We start from the raw sequence: 19,817 nt of genomic DNA, 5'->3' as shown, positions 1-19,817 counted from the left end.
CAGTGCCGGAGCGCGATAAGTTACAGGGGTCAGGAGTCCCCGGCGCCGCTGAAGCGCATGATCAGGCCCAGACCAATGATGACGACGCCCCAGGTGACGCCCAAAACAATGGTGAACCTGTTCAGGTTCCGCTCGGCTACGCCTGAAGAACTCAGTCCGGAACTCATGCCGCCGCCGAACATATCCGACAGCCCGCCGCCCCGTCCCTTGTGAAGCAGGATGAGGAGTGTCAGCAGAAGGCTGGTGATTCCCAGGAGGATCTGCAGAATGACTTGAAGAACGTCCACGACGGCCTTTCAGAAAGTTTGGAAGTGCGGGAGCCGGAGGCAGTGTACGGACTAGTCCGTCAACAGGTGACTCTCGAACCTGACAATATTAGCAAACTCCGCGGGGTCGAGGCTGGCGCCGCCCACCAACACGCCGTCAACGTCACGCTCGTTGAGGATGGCGGCAACGTTGTTGGCCTTGACCGAGCCGCCGTAAAGGAGCCGGATCTTCGCGGCGACGTCGTCGCCGAAGATGGTGGCGAGTTCGGCGCGGATTGCCGCACACATCTCCTGGGCGTCCTCAGGGCCGGCCACTTCGCCGGTGCCGATGGCCCAGACGGGCTCGTAGGCCACCACCAGGGTGGCCGCCTGCTCCGGGGTCAGCCCTGCGACATCAGCGCGCAGCTGCTCCAGGGTGTGCCCGACGTGGGTACCCGCCTGCCGGATTTCCAGGCCCTCTCCCACACACAGTATCGGCGTCACACCGTGCTTGTAGGCAGCCTTGACCTTGGCGTTCAGGACCTCATCGGACTCCTGATGGATGGTCCGGCGTTCGCTGTGTCCCACCAGGACGTACCTGCAGCCGAGCTTGTTCAGGAACTGGCCCGAAATGTCCCCGGTGTAGGCACCCGAGTCGAATTCGGAGAGGTCCTGGCCGCCGTAGGCAACGTCCAGTTCATCGCCCTGGACCAGGGTCTGCACACCACGGAGATCGGTGAAGGGAGGAAAGACAGCAACCTCGACCCGGTTGTAGTCATGCTTGGCGTCGGACAGGGTCCAGGCAAGTTTCTGCAGGAGCGTGATCCCCTGGACATGGTCCATGTTCATCTTCCAGTTGCCTGCGATGAGGGGGGTGCGGTCGAAGGCACCGTTCGTTGACGTAGTCACATGTTCTCCATAAGTTCGTGATAAATGTGCGGCCGGCAGGGTGCCCGGGGGCACCCTGCCGGCCGGAGGACTTGGCAGTCCAGGTAATTCGAGGGACGGTTTTTGAGGGCCTGGTTCCTTAGCGGTCCAGGACGCTCAGGCCCGGGAGTTCCTTGCCTTCAAGATATTCCAGGCTGGCGCCGCCGCCGGTGGAAATGTGGCCGAACTGTTCATCAGCGAAGCCGAGGGTCCGGACGGCCGCAGCTGAATCGCCGCCGCCTACCACTGTCAGGGCTTCCGCTTCGGTCAATGCCTGGGCGATGGCACGCGTGCCGCCGGAGAAGGCCTCGAACTCGAAGACACCCATCGGTCCGTTCCAGAACACCGTCCTGGCGCCCTTGATCCGTTCCGCAAAGGCTGCGGCAGAGTCCGGTCCGATATCCAGGCCGATTCCCTGCGCACCGAAACTGCTGCCCTCGATGCCGTCCGCCGGGACGGTCTCGTGGTCCGCGTCGGCGGCGAACTTGCTGGCCACCACAACGTCGGTGGGCACAATGAACTCCGTACCGGCGTCGGCTGCCCGCTTCAGGTAGTCCTGGACAACGGGGATCTGGTCCTCTTCCAGGAGGCTGCCGGCCACTTTGTGGCCCTCCGCCGCGAGGAAAGTGAAGAGCATGCCGCCGCCGACCAAAATGGCGTCCGCCTTGCCGATGAGGTTGTCGATGACGGCAAGCTTGTCAGAGACCTTGGAGCCGCCGAGCACCACCACGTAAGGGCGCTGAGTGTCGGCTGTCAGCTTCCGCAGCACTTCCACCTCTGTGTGCACGAGGTCGCCCTGGTACGAAGGCAGCCGGGTGGCGACGTCGTAGACGCTTGCGTGCTTCCGGTGGACGGCACCGAAGGCGTCATCCACGTATGCGCCGTTATCTCCGGTCAGTGCCACCAGCTCGTCAGCGAAGGCGCCGCGTTCGGCGTCGTCCTTGGAGGTTTCGCGGGCGTCAAACCGGACGTTCTCCAGGACAAGCGCTTCGCCGTCCTGCAGTGCCGCCGCCTGTTCCTTGGCGGACGGGCCCACAGTGTCCCCTGCCAGGGAAACCTTGAACCCTGCGAGTTCTGCGAGCCGCGTGACTGCGGGCTTGAGCGAATACTTCTCTTCCGGAGCGCCCTTGGGGCGTCCGAGGTGGGCTGTTACCAGCACGCGGGCACCGGCGTCCGTGAGCTTTCCCAGCACTGGCAGTGAGGCCTTGATGCGGCCGTCGTCAGTGACTGTAGAGCCGTCGAGCGGCACATTCAGGTCACTTCTAACCAGAATGTACCGCCCGCGGACACCTTCAGCGATCAGTTCGTTGAGGGTGTGAAATGTCATGTGACTAACCCTAGCCCAGCTTGGCTGCGACGAGCTCCGTTAGGTCAACGAGGCGGTTGGAGTAGCCCCATTCGTTGTCATACCAGGAAACAACCTTGACCTGGTTTCCGATGACCTTGGTCAGACCGGAGTCGAAGATCGATGACGCGGGGTCGCCCACGATGTCGGAGGAGACGATGGGCTCATCCGTGTAGGTCAGGAAGCCCTGAAGCGAATCGGACTCTGAGGCCTTCTTCAGTGCAGCGTTGACTTCCTCAACCGTGGTCTCGCGGGACACGGTGACCGTGAGGTCGGTGGCGGAGCCGGTGGGGACGGGAACGCGGATGGCGTAGCCGTCCAGCTTGCCCTTGAGCTCCGGCAGGACCAGGCCGATCGCCTTGGCCGCACCCGTGGAGGTGGGGACCATGTTGATGGCGGCGGCACGGGCACGACGGAGGTCGTTGTGGGGGCCGTCCTGGAGGTTCTGGTCGGCAGTGTAGGCGTGGATGGTGGTCATCAGGCCACGCTCGATGCCGAACTCGTCGTTGATGACCTTGGCCAGCGGGCCGAGGCAGTTGGTGGTGCAGGAAGCGTTGGAGATGATGTGGTGCGTCGCGTTGTCATAGAGCTCGTGGTTCACACCCATCACGATGGTGATGTCCTCATCCGAGGCCGGCGCCGAGATCAGGACCTTCTTGGCGCCTGCATCGACGTGCTTCTTCGCAGCTGCGGCCTTGGTGAAGAAACCGGTGGACTCGATGACGATGTCAACGCCCAGCTCCCCCCACGGCAGGTTGGCGGGGTCGCGCTCGGCGAGGACCTTGACGACGTTGCCGTTGACGACGATGTTGCCGTCCTTGACCTCAATGGTTTCCTTCAGGCGGCCGCCGACGGAGTCGTACTTGAAGAGGTGGGCCAGGGCCTCGGGGCTGGTGAGATCGTTGACGGCAACGATCTCGAGGTCAGCGCCCTGTGCCAGTGCTGCGCGGAAGTAGTTGCGGCCGATACGGCCAAAGCCGTTGATACCAATACGGGTCGTCACTTTTTCAGTCTCCTTGGTGCTTGTTAAGCACAACTAGTTGAGCGGGCGTTGAAGCCAACTAACAGATCCCGCACGCCGTTGGGCAGAGATGATTTACAGATCGGAGGGCGACCAGCCACATTGCTGAAGGCTGACCGCCTTCCGTGACCTATCTTACGTTTAACAGGGTCTGCCCCCGCAAGTGCGGGGGCAGACGGTCCACATTCCGGCCCAAATGCCACCGGAATGTGAACTTTGTTACAGGCTTATGTACCGCCGGTCACCTACGGGAGGGTGATGAGGCCCGTCGCGTTGGTGCGTGCAGCGTCGAAGCGCTTGGCGACGTCGGCCCAGTTGACGATGTTCCAGAATGCCTTCACGTAGTCAGCCTTGACGTTGACGTAGTCCAGGTAGAAGGCGTGCTCCCACATGTCCAGCATCAGCAGCGGGGTGGTGCCCAGTGCCACGTTGCCCTGCTGGTCATAGAGCTGCTCGATGACCAGGTTGCCACCGATCGGCTCGTAGGCCAGGAAGCCCCAGCCGGAGCCCTGGAGGCCAAGGGCGGCCGCGGAGAACTGGGCACGGAAGGCATCGAAGGACCCGAAGGCGTCGTCGATGGCCGCGGCCAGCTCGCCCTCGGGCTTGTCGCCGCCGTCCGGGGACAGGTTCTTCCAGAACACCGAGTGGTTGACGTGGCCGCCGGTGTGGAACGCGAGGTCCTTGGACAGGCGGTTGATGTTGGCGAAGTCGCCCTTGTCGCGGGCGTCGGCCAGCTGGGCCAGTGCGTTGTTGGCGCCAGTGACGTAGGCCGCATGGTGCTTGCTGTGGTGCAGCTCCATGATGCGCGCCGAAATGTGCGGCTCAAGCGCTGCGTAGTCGTAGTCGAGCTCTGGCAGTACGTACTCGGTCACAAAATCCTCCAATGTCGTGGACGGTCTGTCCGGGTTGTAACTCTCGGATTATGCATCCGGATGACGGGCATCCGGAAGATCAGTGGTGAACGCTCTGATTCTAGGGCGCGGTTACTCGTCCAGCATTTCAGGCGTCACATTCGCATCCGTACCGGGGATGCCCAGGTCAATGGCACGTTTGTCGGCCATGGCAAGAAGCCGCCGGATGCGCCCGGCGATGGCGTCCTTGGTCATCACCGGATCGGCAAGCCGGCCCAGTTCGTCCAGGCTCGCCTGTTTGTGGGCGACCCGGAGTTCACCGGCGTATTTGAGATGGTCCGGGACGTCGTCACCCAGGATCTCCAGGGCGCGATCTACCCTCGCACCGGCGGCCACAGCCGCCTGGGCGGACCGCCGCAGGTTGGCGTCGTCGAAGTTGGCGAGCCGGTTGGCCGTGGCCCTGACTTCTTTGCGCATCCTGCGTTCTTCCCAGACCATCAGGGCATCGTGGGCGCCCATCCGGGTCAGGAGGGCCGCGATGGTGTCGCCGTCGCGGATGACCACCCGGTCCACTCCCCTGACTTCGCGGGCCTTTGCCTGGATGCCGAGGCGGCGGGCAGCGCCCACCAGGGCAAGGGCGGACTCGGGGCCGGGGCAGGTGACCTCCATCGAGGAAGACCGGCCAGGCTCGGTGAGCGAGCCGTGGACGAGGAAAGCGCCCCGCCAGACGGCCTCGGCATCAGCGGCCGAACCGTTCACGACCGCCGAAGGAAGCCCCCGGACCGGCCGGCCGCGGCCGTCCAGGAGCCCGGTCTGGCGCGCCAGGGATTCGCCATCGCGCACCACACGCACCACGTAGCGGCTGCCGCGGCGCAGTCCCCCGCCGGAGACCACGATGATTTCGCTTTGGTGGCCGTAGACCTCGGCGATGGCGGCGCGCAGGCGGCGGGCCGTGGACGCGAGGTCAACCTCTGCCTCGATCACGATCCGGCCCGAGATGATGTGAAGGCCGCCTGCGAACCGGAGCATCGCGGAAACCTCAGCCTTGCGGACAGACGATTTCTTGATGTCCAGCCGGGACAGTTCTTCCTTGACCGATGATGTCAGTGCCATGGCACCTTCCTAACTGTTCCCAAAAATGTCGTGGTACGCCGCTGCCAGACGCAAAGGGTCATGGACGGGCCGGCGGCCCGACGCCCCCACTTTACCCAAGACAACCTCGGCACCGATCATCCCCGCAGCTTTCTCGAACTCCTGCCGGTCCGGCACCGACGCAGGGTCCGCCAGGACGACGTCGACCCCGAAGTCCGGTGCATACCGGCGCAGTGCATGCAGGTGGTCGGCGGCGGACATGCCGGTGGTCTCTTTCGTGTCCGTCGCCAGATTCATGGTGATGCAGCGTTTGGCGGCGGTGCCGCAGAGGGCATCGCGCATTTCCGGGAGCAGCAGGTGCGGCAGGACCGAGGTGTACCAGGAGCCCGGCCCCAGGATGATCCAGTCGGCCAGTTCGATGGCGGTCAGGGCCTCGACGCAGGCAGGCGCCTGCTCGGGCACCAGCCGGACGCGTTCCAGGGAGCCGGCAACGGCGCACTGGGCCTGGCCGCGGATGGTCTGCAATGCCGTCGCGCCGTCCGGGGCGGTGATGCGGATGTCCCCTTCGATGGTGAGCGGGACGGTGGACATCGGCAGGACCTGCCCCCGGGCGCCGAGCAGGGCACCTGCCCATTTCAGTCCGGCCACGGTGTCGCCGAGCAGCTCCCAAAGGGTGACGATGAGCAGGTTTCCCATCGCATGGTCGTCCAGGGACCCGCCGCGCCCTTTGCCCGGCTGGAACCGGTGCTGCATCACGTCACGCCAGGTGCGCCCCCAGTCGGTGTCATCGCACAGCGCCGACAGCGCCATCCGCAGGTCTCCGGGCGGGAGGACACCGTACTCTTCACGCAGACGCCCGGATGACCCGCCGTCGTCCGCCACCGTGACGACGGCGGTCAGCTCCGAGGTGAGCAGCCGCAGCGCCGACAGCGAAGCGGACAGGCCGTGCCCGCCGCCCAATGCCACGACATTCGGCCCTTTGTCCTGCTGGCCGCCTGCCGTTCCGCCGGACACCGGTATCAGCGGCAGCGGCCCCGTAAGCATCCCCATTATTCGCGGCCCAGGTCCCGGTGGGTGGTGGTCACGGTCACGCGGGGATACTGTGCCAGTTTCTTGGAAAGCTCGACGGCGACCGCCACCGAGCGGTGCTTGCCGCCGGTACAGCCGACGGCGATGGTGGCGTAGTGCTTGTTCTCGCGCCGGTACCCATCCAGGACGGGCTCAAGCGCCAGGACGTAGCGGTCAACGAAGTTTTTGACGCCCTCGGCCTCGAGGACGTAGTCGCTGACGTCCTTGTCCAGCCCGGTGTGCGGGCGCAGCTGAGGCACCCAGTGCGGATTGGGAATGAACCGGACGTCGGCGACGTAGTTGGAGTCAACGGGCAAGCCGTATTTGAAGCCGAAGCTCATGACGTTGATCCGCAGGGCCACCGGACCGGTTTCACTGAAGAGCTCGGTAATGGCCGTGGCCAGGCCGTGGACGTTGTAGGCGGATGTGTCCAGGACGACGTCGGCGCTGTCCCGCAGTTCCTTCAGGACCTCGCGCTCGGCTGCTATGCCGTCGAGGATCCTGCCGCCTTCCTGGAGGGGATGGGGCCTGCGGCCCTGCTCGAAGCGGCGCACCAGGACGTCGTCGTTGGCGTCAAGGAAGAGCACCCGGAAAGTCACGCCGCTGGCCTCCAGGGCGCCGAGGGCGGCGCGGACGTCGGCAAAGAGGCCCTTGCTGCGGACGTCCATCACCACAGCGAGGCGCGGAATGGACTGCGGCGCGTGGGACACAAGTTCAGCAAGTGTCCCGAGCATCTGCGGCGGAAGGTTTTCCACGACGTACCAGCCGTGGTCCTCCAGGGCGTCCGCGGCGGTGCTCCGTCCGGCCCCGGACATTCCGGTGACCACCAGCAGTTCCGCTTCGAGGGGCTTGACCGGCGTGAAGCCGTCCTGCCCCGTCCCGGATTCCGCCGTCGAGTCTGCCATTCGTTCCGCCCCGTTTCTGCTCTGATGTAGGCAGGGAACCGCATCGGCGGAAACCTGCGCTCCTTACCCTACCTAGGTTTCAATGATTTCGCCGGTGGTCATATTCACGGCGGGGACTGTATCTCCTGCTTCATCGACCGAGCTGAAGTGGGCAATGATGGCGGTGGCAAGGGAGGGTCCGATGCCCTTGGCGGCTGTGAGCTCGGCCGCAGTGGCCGACTTCACGCCTTTGACGGAGCCAAATTGGTCCAGCAGCGCCTTTCGCTTGGATTCGCCCAGCCCTGGTACGTCGTCGAGCGCGGAGACCGTCATGGCTTTCCCGCGCTTCTGGCGGTGGAAGGTGATGGCGAAGCGGTGCGCTTCATCCCGGATGCGCTGCAGCAGGTAAAGACCCTGGGAGGTCCGCGGCAGAATCACCGGGAAGTCACTGTCCGGCAGCCACACTTCCTCGAGGCGCTTGGCCAGGCCCACCACGTACACGTCCTCGATACCCAGGTCCGCCAGCGCCCGGGCGGCGGCGTTGACCTGGGGTTTGCCGCCGTCAACCACCACGAGGTTGGGCGGGTAGGCGAACCTGGCCCGCGGTGCCGGCGTGGTGGAGTCCAGGACCGCGGCGTCGGCCGTGGCCTTCAGGGCCGCCTGGTGGCCGGGCAGGGCGGACGCCTCCACCTGTGCTGTCCGGTCCTGGAGGTAATGCCGAAAGCGCCGGGTCAGGACATCATGCATGGCCGCGGTGTCATCCGTGGCGGCCTCACCCGTGACGGAGAACTTCCGGTAGTCGGATTTCTTGGGCAGTCCGTCCTCCACCACCACCATGGACGCCACGACATTGGTGCCCTGGACGTGCGACACGTCATAGCATTCAATGCGCATCAGGGCAACAGGGATATCCAGGGCCTCCTGGAGCTCCTGGAGGGCCTGTGAGCGGACCGTCAGGTCACCGGCCCGCCGGGTCTTGTGCAGTTTCAGCGCATGCTCGGCGTTCTCCCGGACCGTGGACATCAGGGCCGCTTTGTCGCCGCGCTGCGGGACCCGGATGTCCACCTTGGCCCCCCGCAGCCCGCCAAGCCATTGCGTCAGTTCCGCGGCGTTGCTGGGCTCCACGGGAACCAGCACCTCGCGGGGCAGCCTGCCATGGCTGTCGCCGTCCTCGCCGTAAACCTGCTGCAGGAGGTGTTCCACCAGGTCAGGGGTGGTGGCATCCTCCACCTTTTCCACAACCCAGCCGCGCTGGCCGCGGACCCGTCCGCCGCGGACGTGGAACACCTGGACTGCGGCTTCAAGCTCGTCCTCGAACAGCGCAAATACATCGGCGTCGGTATCCTCGGCGAGCACCACTGCGTTGCGCTCGAAGACCTTCCGGAGGGCCGAGATGTCATCACGGAGCCGTGCCGCCCGCTCGTAGTCCAGCTCCGCTACCGCTTCGGCCATCTGCTTCTCGAGCTTTGAGATGAAGCGTTTGGCTTCGCCGCCCATAAATGCACAGAAGTCCTCCGCCAAAGCCCGGTGGTCCTCGGGGGAAATCCGGCCTACGCAGGGCGCCGAGCATTTATCGATATACCCCAGAAGGCACGGCCGGCCGCTGGCCTGCGCCCTTTTGAGCACCCCGGCACTGCAGCTGCGGACCGGGAACACCCGCAGGAGCGTGTCCATGGTTTCCCTGATTGCACCGGCTGTGTACGGGCCGAAGTAGCGGGTGCCTTTTCGCCGGTCCCCGCGCATGACCTGGACCCGGGGCAGTTTCTCGCTCATGGTCAGGGCCAGGTACGGATAGGTTTTGTCGTCCCGGAAAACCACGTTGTAACGCGGTTTAAATTCCTTGATCCAGGTGTATTCGAGCTGAAGTGACTCCAGTTCGCTGCTGACCACCGTCCACTCCACACTGCTCGCCGCGTGGACCATGGCGTACGTCTTGGGGAGCAGGCCCAGCGGGTTGGCGAAGTAGGAGTTCAGGCGCGACCGGAGGCTTTTTGCTTTGCCGACGTAAATGACCCGGCCGTGGGGATCGCGGAAGCGGTACACCCCGGGGTTGGTGGGAATTTCACCCGTTTGGGGCCTGTAAGTTGCTGGATCTGCCACGACTCCAGTCTACTGAGGACAGCCCGGCCTCCTTGCCACGCGGGCTGATCCGTAACCTAATCCGTGATCTTGCTCTGGTTGTAGGTGGTGGCACGTTCCTGGCCGCTGAGGGCTGCGATGGCTTCCATGATGGCGTCCGTTACCTGCCGGCGCGCGGGCAGCGAATGATCCGGGCCGGTCTTGTCGAAGTACAGCGGCTCCCCCACTTTCATGGTGAAGTGGTGGGGCCTGAATCCCTTCTCGCCGGCCGGCTGGAGGTTCTCCGTACCGATCAGGCCGACAGGAACCACCGGCGCGCCGGTGGTCAACGCGAGCCAGCCCACGCCTGTCCGGCCGCGGTAAAGGATCCCGTCCCGTGAACGGGTACCTTCGGGATAGATCCCTATGCCCTTGCCCGCCTCGAGGATGTCCAGGAGGGTTTTGAGTGCCTGGACACTGGCCGCCTGCTCGCCGCGCTCCACCGGGATGGAGCCCACGGACTCAAAGAATGACTTCATGACCTTGCCTTTGACGCCACCGGTGTTGAAGTACTCGGCTTTGGCGAAGAAGGCCACCGGCCGGGGCATCAACGCCTGGACGATGACGCTGTCAAAGAAGGAGAGGTGGTTCGGCGCCACAATGAAGGGGCCGTCCTGGGGGACGTTTTCGAGACCGATGACGGTGGGCCGGCAGGAGCCGGCAATAAGTCCCCGGGTGGTCCAGCGGACCGCTTCAAACAGAGCCATCGTTGCGCACCTCACCCATGGCGGCTGCGTGGATGGACTCAAGCCGCCCGATGGCGGCCACGAGGCCTGTCGTAGTTTCCACCACGGTGAACGCCCCGGCGTCGTCGAGTTCGCCGTCGGGCGCAAAGCCCCAGCCCACCCCGATGCAGTCCAGTCCGTTCGCGATGGCACCGGCGACGTCCTGGGCACGGTCGCCCACCATCACGGCGTGGTGGGTGGAAAGATCAGCCAGGGCTTCGGCAATGATGCTCGCCTTACCCACGGGCCCTTCGGTTGAGGATTCGTTGTCCGAGGAGCCCCGGATGGACTGGAACAGGCCGTCGATACCGTGATGCCTCAGCACGATCTGGGCCAGACCTTCCGGCTTCTGCGTGGCGACGGCAGCCGGCCGCCCCGCCGCGGCGAAGCCCTCCAGGACATCCTTGATTCCCGGATACAGCCGGCTTTGGCCGATTCCGGTGGCCAGATAGTACTGACGGTAGCGCCGGATGACGTTCTCCAGCTTCGCCGCCGGGACCATCGCCACGCTCAGGAGCGAGTCACTGAGTTTGGGTCCGATCATTGCGTCCAGCAGGTCCCGGGCGGGAACCGGGAGTCCTTCGGCCGCGAGGGCCGCTGCGATTCCGTCGGTTATGCCGCCGGCAGGATCGACAAGAGTGCCGTCCAGGTCGAAGATCACGGGCACTGTTGTTTGAGTCACCGGCCTAGTTTCTCACGACACCGCGCATGCCTGAAACTCGCATGCCCGCGAAGGCATACTTCCGGTCGGGTCCCGTGCCTGACCCCGGCAAAACCGGCATGGCATTGCGGGGAACTAACCCAGAATCTCCGCGAGGAAAGCGGCTGTGTGGCTTTGAGTGGATTTGGCCACCTGCTCCGGAGTTCCCGTGGCCACGATCTGCCCGCCACCTGAGCCGCCGTCCGGACCAAGGTCCACGATCCAGTCGGCACTCTTGATGACATCAAGGTTGTGTTCGATGGTAATAACGGTGTTGCCCTTGTCCACCAGCCCCTGGAGCACCATCAGGAGCTTGCGGATGTCCTCGAAGTGGAGGCCGGTGGTCGGCTCGTCCAGCACATAGACGCTGCGGCCGTTGGAGCGCTTCTGCAGTTCCGCAGCCAGCTTGACGCGCTGGGCCTCGCCGCCGGACAGTGTGGTTGCCGGCTGTCCCAGGCGGACGTAGCCAAGGCCCACATCCACCAGGGTGTTCAGGTGCCGGGCGATCGGCGAGAAGGCGGCGAAGAATTCCGCACCTTCCTCGATGGGCATGTTCAGGACATCGGCGATGGTCTTGCCCTTGTAGTGCACCTCGAGTGTCTCCCGGTTGTACCGGGCGCCGTGGCACACCTCGCAGGGAACATAGACATCGGGCAGGAAGTTCATTTCGATCTTCAGCGTGCCGTCGCCTGAACAGGACTCGCAGCGCCCGCCCTTGACGTTGAAGGAGAACCGGCCCGGCAGGTAGCCGCGGACTTTCGCCTCGGTGGTCTCGGCGAAGAGTTTCCGGATGTTGTCGAAGACACCTGTGTAGGTGGCCGGGTTGGACCGGGGGGTCCGCCCGATCGGGCTCTGGTCCACATGGACCACCTTGTCGAGCTGGTCCAGGCCCAGGATGCTCTTGTGGCGGCCGGCGACCTGCTTGGCCCCGTTGAGCTTGTTGGCCAGCACCTTGTAGAGAATTTCGTTGACGAGGGTGGACTTTCCGGAGCCGCTGACGCCCGTCACGGCAGTGAACAGACCGAGCGGGAAGGTCGCGTCAACGTTGACCAGGTTGTTCTCCCGCGCCCCAACAACCTTCAGCTCGCGTTTTTTGTCGTATTTGCGCCGCTTTTTGGGGATTTCGATCTTCTTGCGGCCTGACAGGTAGTCCCCGGTCAGGGATTCGGTGTTCGCCAGGAGCTCCTTGTAGGAACCGGAGTGCACCACCTGCCCGCCGTGCTCGCCCGCGCCGGGTCCGATGTCCACGATCCAGTCCGCCACCTGGATGGTGTCCTCATCGTGTTCTACGACAATGAGGGTGTTCCCCATGTCCCGGAGCCGGGTCAGGGTGTCGATAAGCCTGCGGTTGTCACGCTGGTGCAGGCCGATGGATGGCTCGTCGAGGACATACAGGACGCCCACAAGGCCGGAGCCGATCTGCGTGGCCAGCCGGATGCGCTGCGCTTCGCCGCCCGACAGGGTTGCCGAGGGGCGTTCGAGGTTCAGGTATTCGAGGCCGACATCGAGAAGGAAAGTCAGCCTCGCCTGGATCTCCTTCAGCACCTGGTGCGCGATCTGGGCTTCGCGGCCCGTGAGCACCAGGTTGTTCAGGAAGTCAGCGCACGCGCGCATAGGCATCGCGGCGACGTCGGCAATGGACTTGCCGTTGATCAGGACGGACAGCGAGGCCGGGTTCAACCGTGCGCCGTTGCAGGCGGGGCATGGAATCTGCCGCATGTACTCTTCGTAGCGGTCACGCGCCCATTCAGAGTCCGTTTCGCCGTGTTTGCGGTGGACGTACTGGATGGCGCCTTCAAAGCCTGTGCTGTACTTCCGCTCCCGGCCGAAGCGGTTCTTGTACTGGACCACAACCTTGTGATCCTTTCCGTGAAGGACCGTCTGGCGCACATCGCTGCCCAGCTTCTCCCACGGAGTGTCCATGGAGAACCCGAGTTCCTTCGCGAGCCCGGCAAGCAGGCGGTTCCAGTACTCCGTGGTGGCGGTGCCGAGCGACCAGGGCGCGATGGCACCCTCCGACAGCGACAGTTCCGGGTTGGGGACAATCAGTTCTTCGTCAACCTCGAGACGGGTTCCGATGCCGCTGCAGGCGGCACAGGCGCCGAAAGGATTGTTGAAGGAGAAGGAGCGGGGTTCGATCTCGTCGATCGCCAGCGGATGCTCATTGGGGCACGCGAGGTTCTCGGAGAATGCGCGGAGACGTTCCGGGGCGTCGGCGTCGAGGTCCACGAACTCGGCCAGGACGCGGCCCTCCGCGAGGCCCAGGGCGGTCTCGACGGAATCGGTCAGGCGCTGGCTGATGCCCTCCTTGACCACCAGACGGTCAACCACCACCTCAATGGAGTGCTTGAACTGTTTGCCCAGCTTGGGCGGATCGCTGAGCTGGATCAGCTCGCCGTCCACCCGGGCGCGGGAGTAGCCCTTGGCGGTCAGCTCCTTGAAGAGGTCGACGAATTCGCCTTTGCGGCCCCTGACCACGGGAGCCAGGACCTGGAAACGGGTCCCTTCCTCGAGTTCAAGGAGCTGGTCCACGATCTGCTGCGGAGTCTGGCGGGCAACAACTTCGCCGCAGACCGGGCAGTGCGGCCGTCCCACGCGTGCCCAGAGCAGGCGCATGTAGTCGTAGATCTCCGTGATGGTGCCCACGGTTGAGCGGGGGTTCTTGCTGGTGGACTTCTGGTCGATGGAGACGGCCGGTGAGAGTCCTTCGATGAAATCGACATCCGGCTTGTCCACCTGGCCGAGGAACTGGCGGGCGTACGCCGACAGGGACTCCACGTACCGGCGCTGGCCCTCGGCAAAGATAGTGTCGAACGCGAGGGAAGACTTCCCCGATCCGGACAGGCCCGTGAACACGATCATGGCGTCGCGGGGCAGGTCCAGGTCCACGTTGCGAAGGTTATGCTCCCTCGCCCCCTTGACCACAAGGCGGGAAAGGTCTGGACGGGCAGGCTTGACGGGGGCCTGGGCAACGGTGACGGGGACGGATTCGACTGCTGTTTCTTCAGCTACGGCTTTAGGCACCCACTAATGCTAATCGAAAACTTCTTCGAATATCCATGCGGGCGCCGCGGTGGGCGCCTCAGTCGGCGTCGTAGGCGGCCGCGAGGAGCTTGACTGCTTCGGCAAAGCCCGCCCCCTGGGCCTTCGCCACCGATGCATAGGCATTGGCGGCAAGGGACAGCGCGTCCAAGCGTTCGTCACGGGCGCAAACGACCGTGCCGTTCCTGCCTTTGGTTGCGACCACGCCGGCCGCTTCGAGCTCCTTGTAGGCCCTGGCCACGGTATGCGGCGCCACCTCAAGGAGGCCCGCCAGCGTCCGGACGGCCGGCAGCCTGGTCCCGGGCGGGAGGTCACCGTTGTCCGCGAGACGGATGACATGCAGGCGCAGCTGCTCGTAGAGGGCAACCGTGCTGGCCTGGTTGGGCTTCCAGTTTCCAGGGAAGGAAGCGCCCGCGGTCATCGCTGGCCCTTCTGTGCCACGGCGAAGATCCGCCGGAACGGGAAGACCGTTCCATGGTCCGTTGACGGATAGGCTGCCCGCAGAAGGGTGGCATACTCCGCCTCGAAAGCCCGGCCATCGTCATCGGTGAGGGCGGCCAGGACCGGCCGCAGGGCTGTGCCGCGGACCCACTCGAGCACTGGATCCGTGCCGGGAAGGACCTGGAGGTACGTCGTCTCCCAGGCGTCCGCGGTGCAGCCCGCGTCCAGCATGATGCGGAGGTATTCAGCAGGTTCCCCCACCGATTCGCCGCCGCGGAGGACTCCGTCCAGCCGGGCCGCCCATTTTGCCGAGCCTGCCAGGTCCCGCATCAGCGCATGCGACGGGGCGTTGAAGTTCCCCGGGACCTGCATGGCGAACCACGCCCCGGAGCTAAGCGCCTCCAGCCAGCGCGCCAGCATCTCCTGATGGCCGGGCACCCACTGCAATGCGGCATTGGTGACAACCACGTCGGTGTCGGCGTCGGGCGTCCACTCCGCGATATCTGCTTGCCGGAAGCTGAGTCCATGGTTGGCCTCCGCCCGGGCGCCTGCCTTGGCCAGCATCTCGGCGGAAGAGTCGAGGCCCGTGACGCGCGCTTCCGGCCAGCGCTGCGCAAGGGTTGCGGTCAGGTTGCCGGGTCCGCAGCCCAGGTCCACCACATTCGACGGGCGCCCGGTCCGGATCCTTCCGGTGAGGTCGAAGAACGGCCTGTCCCGGTAGTCACCGAACTGAACGTATTTCACTGGGTCCCACATCATGGTTTCTCCATGGTCGGTTGCGTCTGTGGCCATACGGCGAGCCTAACCCGCCCCCGCCCTGATCCCCGGAACCCGCTGGGCACTAAGCTGGAAAACAATGAAACTCGTTGACCAGCTGCCCGTCCTGCCCGCCCAAAACACCTCCGGCGCAGGCATCGACCCGGACGCCCTCTACACACAATTTCTTGAGTGGACCGAAAGCCGTGGGCTGGAGCTGTACGCCGCCCAGGACGAGGCCATCATGGAGCTCGCCGCAGGTGCCAACGTCATCCTCGCCACCCCGACAGGGTCCGGAAAATCCCTCGTCGCCATTGCGGCCCACTTCCAGGCCATGGCGCGCGGAGAACGCAGCTACTACACAGCCCCCATCAAGGCCCTTGTCTCGGAGAAGTTTTTTGCGCTGTGCGATATCTTCGGGGCCGAGAACGTTGGCATGATCACCGGCGACTCCGGCGTCAACCAGAGCGCCCCGATCATCTGCTGCACCGCGGAAATCCTCGCCAACATCGCACTGCGCGAAGGGGCCGCCGCCGAGCTGGGCTCGGTCATCATGGACGAATTCCACTTCTACTCCGATCCCCAGCGCGGCTGGGCCTGGCAGGTCCCGCTGCTGGAGCTCCCCCAAGCCCAGTTCCTGCTGATGTCCGCCACCCTGGGGGATGTGAGCCGCTTCGAGAACGGCATCACTGAACTGACCGGCCGCCCCACCACCACCGTCAGCTCAGCCGAGCGGCCCATCCCGCTGCACTACTACTACCACCAGACGCCCGTCCACGAGACGCTTGAGGAACTGCTGGCCACGCGCCAGGTACCCGTCTATGTGGTGCACTTCAGCCAGATCGAGGCAATCGACCGTGCCCAGACCCTGATGAGCATCAACGTGTGCTCGCGTGAGGAAAAGGACAAAATCGCGGAGCTGATCGCCAATTTCCGGTTCGCCGCGGGCTTCGGCAAAACCCTGAACAGGCTGGTCAGGCACGGCATCGGAGTCCATCACGCCGGCATGCTTCCCAAGTACCGGCGGCTGGTGGAACAGCTCGCCCAGGCGGGCCTGCTCAAGGTGATCTGCGGAACGGACACGCTGGGCGTAGGCATCAATGTGCCCATCCGGACCGTCCTGCTCACCGCCTTGAGCAAGTACGACGGCGTACGCACCCGTCCGCTCAACTCACGGGAGTTCCACCAGATCGCCGGAAGGGCCGGCCGTGCCGGGTATGACACCGCGGGGACTGTAGTGGTCCAGGCGCCCGAGCACGTGATCGAGAACGTCAAGGCCATGGCCAAGGCCACCGCTAAATTCGGTGATGACCAGAAGAAGCTCCGCCAGGTGGTCAAGAAGAAGCCGCCCGAGGGCTTTGTCTCCTGGGGTGAGCCCACCTTCAAGCGCCTCGTGGAATCCGTGCCGGACCCCTTGACCTCGAGTTTCAGCGTGACCCACTCCATGCTGATGAACCTGCTGGAACGGCCCGGTGACCCGTTCCAGGCCGCCCGCCGGCTTCTGACCGAGAACCACGAGTCACGGTCCTCGCAGCTCAAGCTGATGAAAAGGGCACTCGGGATCTACCGCGAGCTCCTCGCCGCCGAAGTGGTGGAGCGGATCCCGCCCGAAGAACAGGGACCGGACGGCCGGACCGTCAGGCTCACGGTGCACCTGCAGGCGAACTTCGCCCTCAACCAGCCCCTCTCGCCCTTCGCCCTCGCGGCGCTTGAGCTGCTCGACCCGGAATCGCCGTCTTACGCCCTTGACGTCGTGTCCGTGATCGAGGCGACCCTCGAAAAGCCGCGGCAGATCCTCTCCGCCCAACAGAAAAAGGCACGCGGCGAAGCCATCGCAGCCATGAAGGCGGACGGCATCGAGTACGACCAGCGCATGGCGATGCTGGAAGACGTGACCTACCCCCAGCCGCTGGCCGAACTGCTGGGTGAAGCCTTCGAGGTCTACCGCAAAGCCGCGCCGTGGGTGGGCGACTTCGAGCTGGCACCAAAATCCGTGGTCCGGGACATGTACGAGCGCGCCATGAACTTCGGTGAATTCGTCCAGTTCTACGGGCTGGCCCGCTCCGAGGGAATCGTGCTGCGATACCTCGCGGACTGCTTCAAGGCCCTGCGCCAAACGGTGCCGCAGGACCTTCTGCGGGAGGACCTTGAGGACCTCATCGCCTGGCTCGGAGAACTGGTGCGGCAGGTCGATTCCAGCCTGCTGGACGAGTGGGAGGAACTGACCTCCGGAGCGGCACCGACTCCCCACGACGCGCCTCCTCCCCCGCCGCCGTCGCTGACGTCCAACATCAGGGCATTCCGTGTCATGGTCCGCAACGAGATGTTCCGCCGGGTGGAACTGTTCGCGGACGAGGACGCGGCGGCGCTCGGCGAGCTCGACGCCGCTGCCGGCTGGGGCGCGGACCGCTGGGAGGACGTCCTGGACGACTATTTCGACGAGCACAACGACATCGGGACAGGTCCCGACGCCCGCGGACCCGGCCTCCTGATCATCACCGAAGAGCCGGGACTCTGGAAGGTACGGCAGATCTTCGACGATCCTGCAGGCAACCACGACTGGGGAATCTCCGCAGTGGTGGACCTGGCAGCCTCCGATGAGAGCGGCACAGCGGTGGTCAGCGTCACCGACGTCAACAGGCTCTAGGCGATGACACAGTGGAAGATGACACCGCGGAATCAGTCCCCGACCTGACCGGCAGCCTGCGGGTGCTGGAAGCCATGAAGTCCCAGCCGGCGGCACCCACCTCCGGTCCGAGGCGGTGGTGGGATGGCCCGCTGGATGTTGAGGGGCTCGCCCTGGGGGCGGTCCAGGCGGCGGCCACGGCGCTCAACGTCCTGGTTGCCGCTCCAGGGAGGTATTCGTGCGCCGCGGGCCCGACGGCGGCAGCCTTCGATTCGCTGGGACACCTGCGGATCGCGGGCCGCAAGCCGGCCGACTTTGCTCCGCTGTCCGGCTTCCGGCCGACGTCGGACGGCTGGATACGCCTGCATGCCAACTACCCGCACCACGCCGCCCGGCTGATGGAGGCGCTCTCCGCCGGCACCCCGCAGGCCGTGGAACACACCCTGCTGCGGATGACGGCCCTGGAAGCCGAAGATGCCATCACCGGCAACAACGGCGCCGCCGCAGCTGTCCGAAGCAGGGACGAGTGGGTACTGACGCCGATGCATGCCGTCGCCGGTGCCGGGCAGTGGATCACCTTCCCGGGCCCGCCGGCGGCGTCCCACGGAAGCGTGCGGCCGGCGTCGTGGGTTCCCTCCGCTGAGCCGCTCCGCCCGCTGGCCGGGCTCAAGGTGCTGGACCTGACCCGCGTCATTGCCGGCCCGACGGCCACGCGTCTGCTCGGCGCCCTGGGGGCGGATGTGCTGCGCATCGACCCGCCGCAGCTTCCGGAGCTGGTTGATGCATTCGTTGACTCGGGGTTTGGCAAGCGCAGCGCGGAGGCGGACTTCGGGAATGCCGCTGCGTTGGAGGCGGTCAGGGGCCTGGTTGATTCGGCCGACGTCGTGGTCACGGGCTACCGCGAAGGGAGCCTTGACCGTTTCGGGCTGGGACCTGCCGGGTTGTCGCTGGCCCGGCCAGGCCTGGTGGTGGTCACGCTCAGCGCCTGGGGCAGCGCCGGTCCGTGGAACGGACGGCGCGGGTTCGACAGCCTCGTGCAGGCCGCGTGCGGCATTGCCCAACAGTATGGCGGCACCACCGACGGCGGGTGGAAACCCGGGGCGCTGCCCGTCCAGGCACTGGATCATGCCACAGGCTATGGTATGGCTGCGGCAGTGATCGCGTTGCTGGCCGAACGGCTCAGCACCGGCACAGGCGGAACGGCCCGGCTTTCCCTGGCCCGCACCGCTGAAGAACTGCTAAGGCTCCCGGCCGTCACCACCCGCGGCGGTCCCCTGCCGGAACCGGACTTCCGTGTTGCGGAAAGCCCCTATGGCCTACTGCGGTATGTCGGGCCGCCCATCGTGGCGGACGGCGTGCCCCTTGAATACACCACGGCACCGGTCCGCTACGGAACCTCTCCGCTTCGCTGGCACTAGGAGGCCCGGCCGGTTGTTCACGGCAGCCCCTAGTAAACTCGACGCATGAGTGTAATCCGACCCGCAACCCGGCACGACGTCCCCGCAATCCTGCAGATGATCCACGAACTGGCCATCTACGAAAAGGAACCGGACGCCGTCCGCAACACTCCGGAAAAACTCACCGAGGTGCTGTTCGGCGAGAACCCCCGCGTCTTTGCCACCATGGCAGAGAACGCCGCAGGCGAGGTCCAGGGTTTCGCGCTCTGGTTCCTGAATTACTCCACCTGGGAGGGCGTCCACGGCATCTACCTCGAAGACCTCTACGTCAGTCCCCATGCCCGGGGCGAAGGCCTCGGCAAGGCGCTCCTGCGGCATCTGGCCGCCACCGCCGTCGAAAACGGCTACGCCCGGGTCGAATGGAGCGTCCTGGACTGGAATGAACCGTCCATTCAGTTCTACCGCAGCCTCGGCGCAGGCCCTCTGGACGGCTGGTCGACCTTCCGGCTGACCGGCAGGGCGCTGGCAGAGTTCGGCAGCAGCGCGACGACGGCAGCCCGTGCCTGAGCAGCCCGCCGC

General features: G+C 65.3%; 17 protein-coding genes. 3 read left to right on the top strand and 14 right to left on the bottom strand.

The window, feature by feature from the left end:
- Positions 1-29 precede the first annotated feature (29 nt).
- The 14 genes from secG to ACS5PJ_RS00745 all read right to left on the bottom strand — a co-directional run bounded on the left by secG (position 30) and on the right by ACS5PJ_RS00745 (position 15,218).
- The gene (gene secG / locus ACS5PJ_RS00810; RefSeq protein WP_354148502.1) at positions 30-287 is read right to left on the bottom strand and encodes a preprotein translocase subunit SecG; all 258 of its coding nucleotides are present in this window, start codon (positions 285-287) and stop codon (positions 30-32) included.
- A gap of 51 nt (positions 288-338) precedes the next feature.
- Complete coding sequence (tpiA, locus tag ACS5PJ_RS00805; RefSeq protein WP_439433043.1) at positions 339-1,154, bottom strand: triose-phosphate isomerase; 816 nt, start codon at positions 1,152-1,154, stop codon at positions 339-341.
- Between the two features lie 118 nt (positions 1,155-1,272).
- Positions 1,273-2,499 carry a phosphoglycerate kinase gene (locus ACS5PJ_RS00800; RefSeq protein ID WP_439433042.1) on the bottom strand — a complete coding sequence of 409 codons (1,227 nt, stop codon included), beginning with the start codon at positions 2,497-2,499 and terminating at the stop codon, positions 1,273-1,275.
- Between the two features lie 10 nt (positions 2,500-2,509).
- Positions 2,510-3,520, bottom strand: coding sequence for a type I glyceraldehyde-3-phosphate dehydrogenase (gene gap, locus ACS5PJ_RS00795; protein ID WP_439433041.1), 1,011 nt, complete (start codon positions 3,518-3,520; stop codon positions 2,510-2,512).
- Positions 3,521-3,783: 263 nt separating this feature from the next.
- Entirely contained in the window at positions 3,784-4,410 is a 627-nt protein-coding gene (locus ACS5PJ_RS00790) for a superoxide dismutase (protein ID WP_439433040.1), read from the bottom strand.
- 111 nt (positions 4,411-4,521) lie between these two features.
- On the bottom strand, positions 4,522-5,502 hold the full coding sequence (gene whiA, locus ACS5PJ_RS00785) for a DNA-binding protein WhiA (protein WP_354148507.1): 981 nt from the start codon (positions 5,500-5,502) through the stop codon (positions 4,522-4,524).
- Positions 5,503-5,511: 9 nt separating this feature from the next.
- Positions 5,512-6,531, bottom strand: a complete 1,020-nt coding sequence (locus ACS5PJ_RS00780) for a gluconeogenesis factor YvcK family protein (RefSeq protein ID WP_439433039.1) — start codon at positions 6,529-6,531, stop codon at positions 5,512-5,514.
- On the bottom strand, positions 6,531-7,454 hold the full coding sequence (rapZ, locus tag ACS5PJ_RS00775; RefSeq protein ID WP_439433038.1) for an RNase adapter RapZ: 924 nt from the start codon (positions 7,452-7,454) through the stop codon (positions 6,531-6,533). Before rapZ ends, ACS5PJ_RS00780 begins: the two co-directional genes overlap by 1 nt.
- Positions 7,455-7,526: 72 nt before the next feature.
- A complete protein-coding gene (uvrC, locus tag ACS5PJ_RS00770; protein ID WP_439433037.1) occupies positions 7,527-9,533 on the bottom strand; it encodes an excinuclease ABC subunit UvrC in 2,007 nt (668 codons plus the stop codon).
- Positions 9,534-9,589: 56 nt separating this feature from the next.
- Positions 9,590-10,258, bottom strand: a complete 669-nt coding sequence (locus tag ACS5PJ_RS00765; RefSeq protein WP_439433036.1) for a lysophospholipid acyltransferase family protein — start codon at positions 10,256-10,258, stop codon at positions 9,590-9,592.
- Positions 10,245-10,958 (bottom strand): HAD hydrolase-like protein, encoded by a 714-nt coding sequence (locus ACS5PJ_RS00760; protein ID WP_439433035.1) that lies wholly within the window; start codon positions 10,956-10,958, stop codon positions 10,245-10,247. Before ACS5PJ_RS00760 ends, ACS5PJ_RS00765 begins: the two co-directional genes overlap by 14 nt.
- A 114-nt stretch (positions 10,959-11,072) precedes the next feature.
- Complete coding sequence (uvrA, locus tag ACS5PJ_RS00755) at positions 11,073-14,000, bottom strand: excinuclease ABC subunit UvrA (protein ID WP_439433034.1); 2,928 nt, start codon at positions 13,998-14,000, stop codon at positions 11,073-11,075.
- 58 nt (positions 14,001-14,058) lie between these two features.
- Positions 14,059-14,439 (bottom strand): GntR family transcriptional regulator, encoded by a 381-nt coding sequence (locus ACS5PJ_RS00750; RefSeq protein WP_439433033.1) that lies wholly within the window; start codon positions 14,437-14,439, stop codon positions 14,059-14,061.
- Entirely contained in the window at positions 14,436-15,218 is a 783-nt protein-coding gene (locus ACS5PJ_RS00745; protein ID WP_439433543.1) for a trans-aconitate 2-methyltransferase, read from the bottom strand. The genes ACS5PJ_RS00750 and ACS5PJ_RS00745 overlap by 4 nt, the downstream gene beginning before the upstream one ends.
- Positions 15,219-15,315: 97 nt before the next feature.
- Here ACS5PJ_RS00745 and ACS5PJ_RS00740 point away from each other — a divergent pair, with 97 nt between their 5' ends.
- From ACS5PJ_RS00740 to ACS5PJ_RS00730, 3 genes are read left to right on the top strand one after another with little or no spacing between them, the layout of a single operon-like run.
- The gene (locus ACS5PJ_RS00740) at positions 15,316-17,862 is read left to right on the top strand and encodes a DEAD/DEAH box helicase (protein ID WP_439433032.1); all 2,547 of its coding nucleotides are present in this window, start codon (positions 15,316-15,318) and stop codon (positions 17,860-17,862) included.
- Between the two features lie 11 nt (positions 17,863-17,873).
- Positions 17,874-19,259 (top strand): CoA transferase, encoded by a 1,386-nt coding sequence (locus tag ACS5PJ_RS00735; RefSeq protein WP_439433031.1) that lies wholly within the window; start codon positions 17,874-17,876, stop codon positions 19,257-19,259.
- Between the two features lie 45 nt (positions 19,260-19,304).
- The gene (locus ACS5PJ_RS00730) at positions 19,305-19,805 is read left to right on the top strand and encodes a GNAT family N-acetyltransferase (RefSeq protein ID WP_439433030.1); all 501 of its coding nucleotides are present in this window, start codon (positions 19,305-19,307) and stop codon (positions 19,803-19,805) included.
- The last annotated feature ends 12 nt before the right edge of the window (positions 19,806-19,817 follow it).

This window comes from Pseudarthrobacter cremeus (assembly GCF_051857465.1).
In the GTDB taxonomy this organism is placed as follows: domain Bacteria; phylum Actinomycetota; class Actinomycetes; order Actinomycetales; family Micrococcaceae; genus Arthrobacter.
Note: the sequence above shows the minus strand (reverse complement) of the source record. Positions and strands in the feature narration are given on the sequence as shown.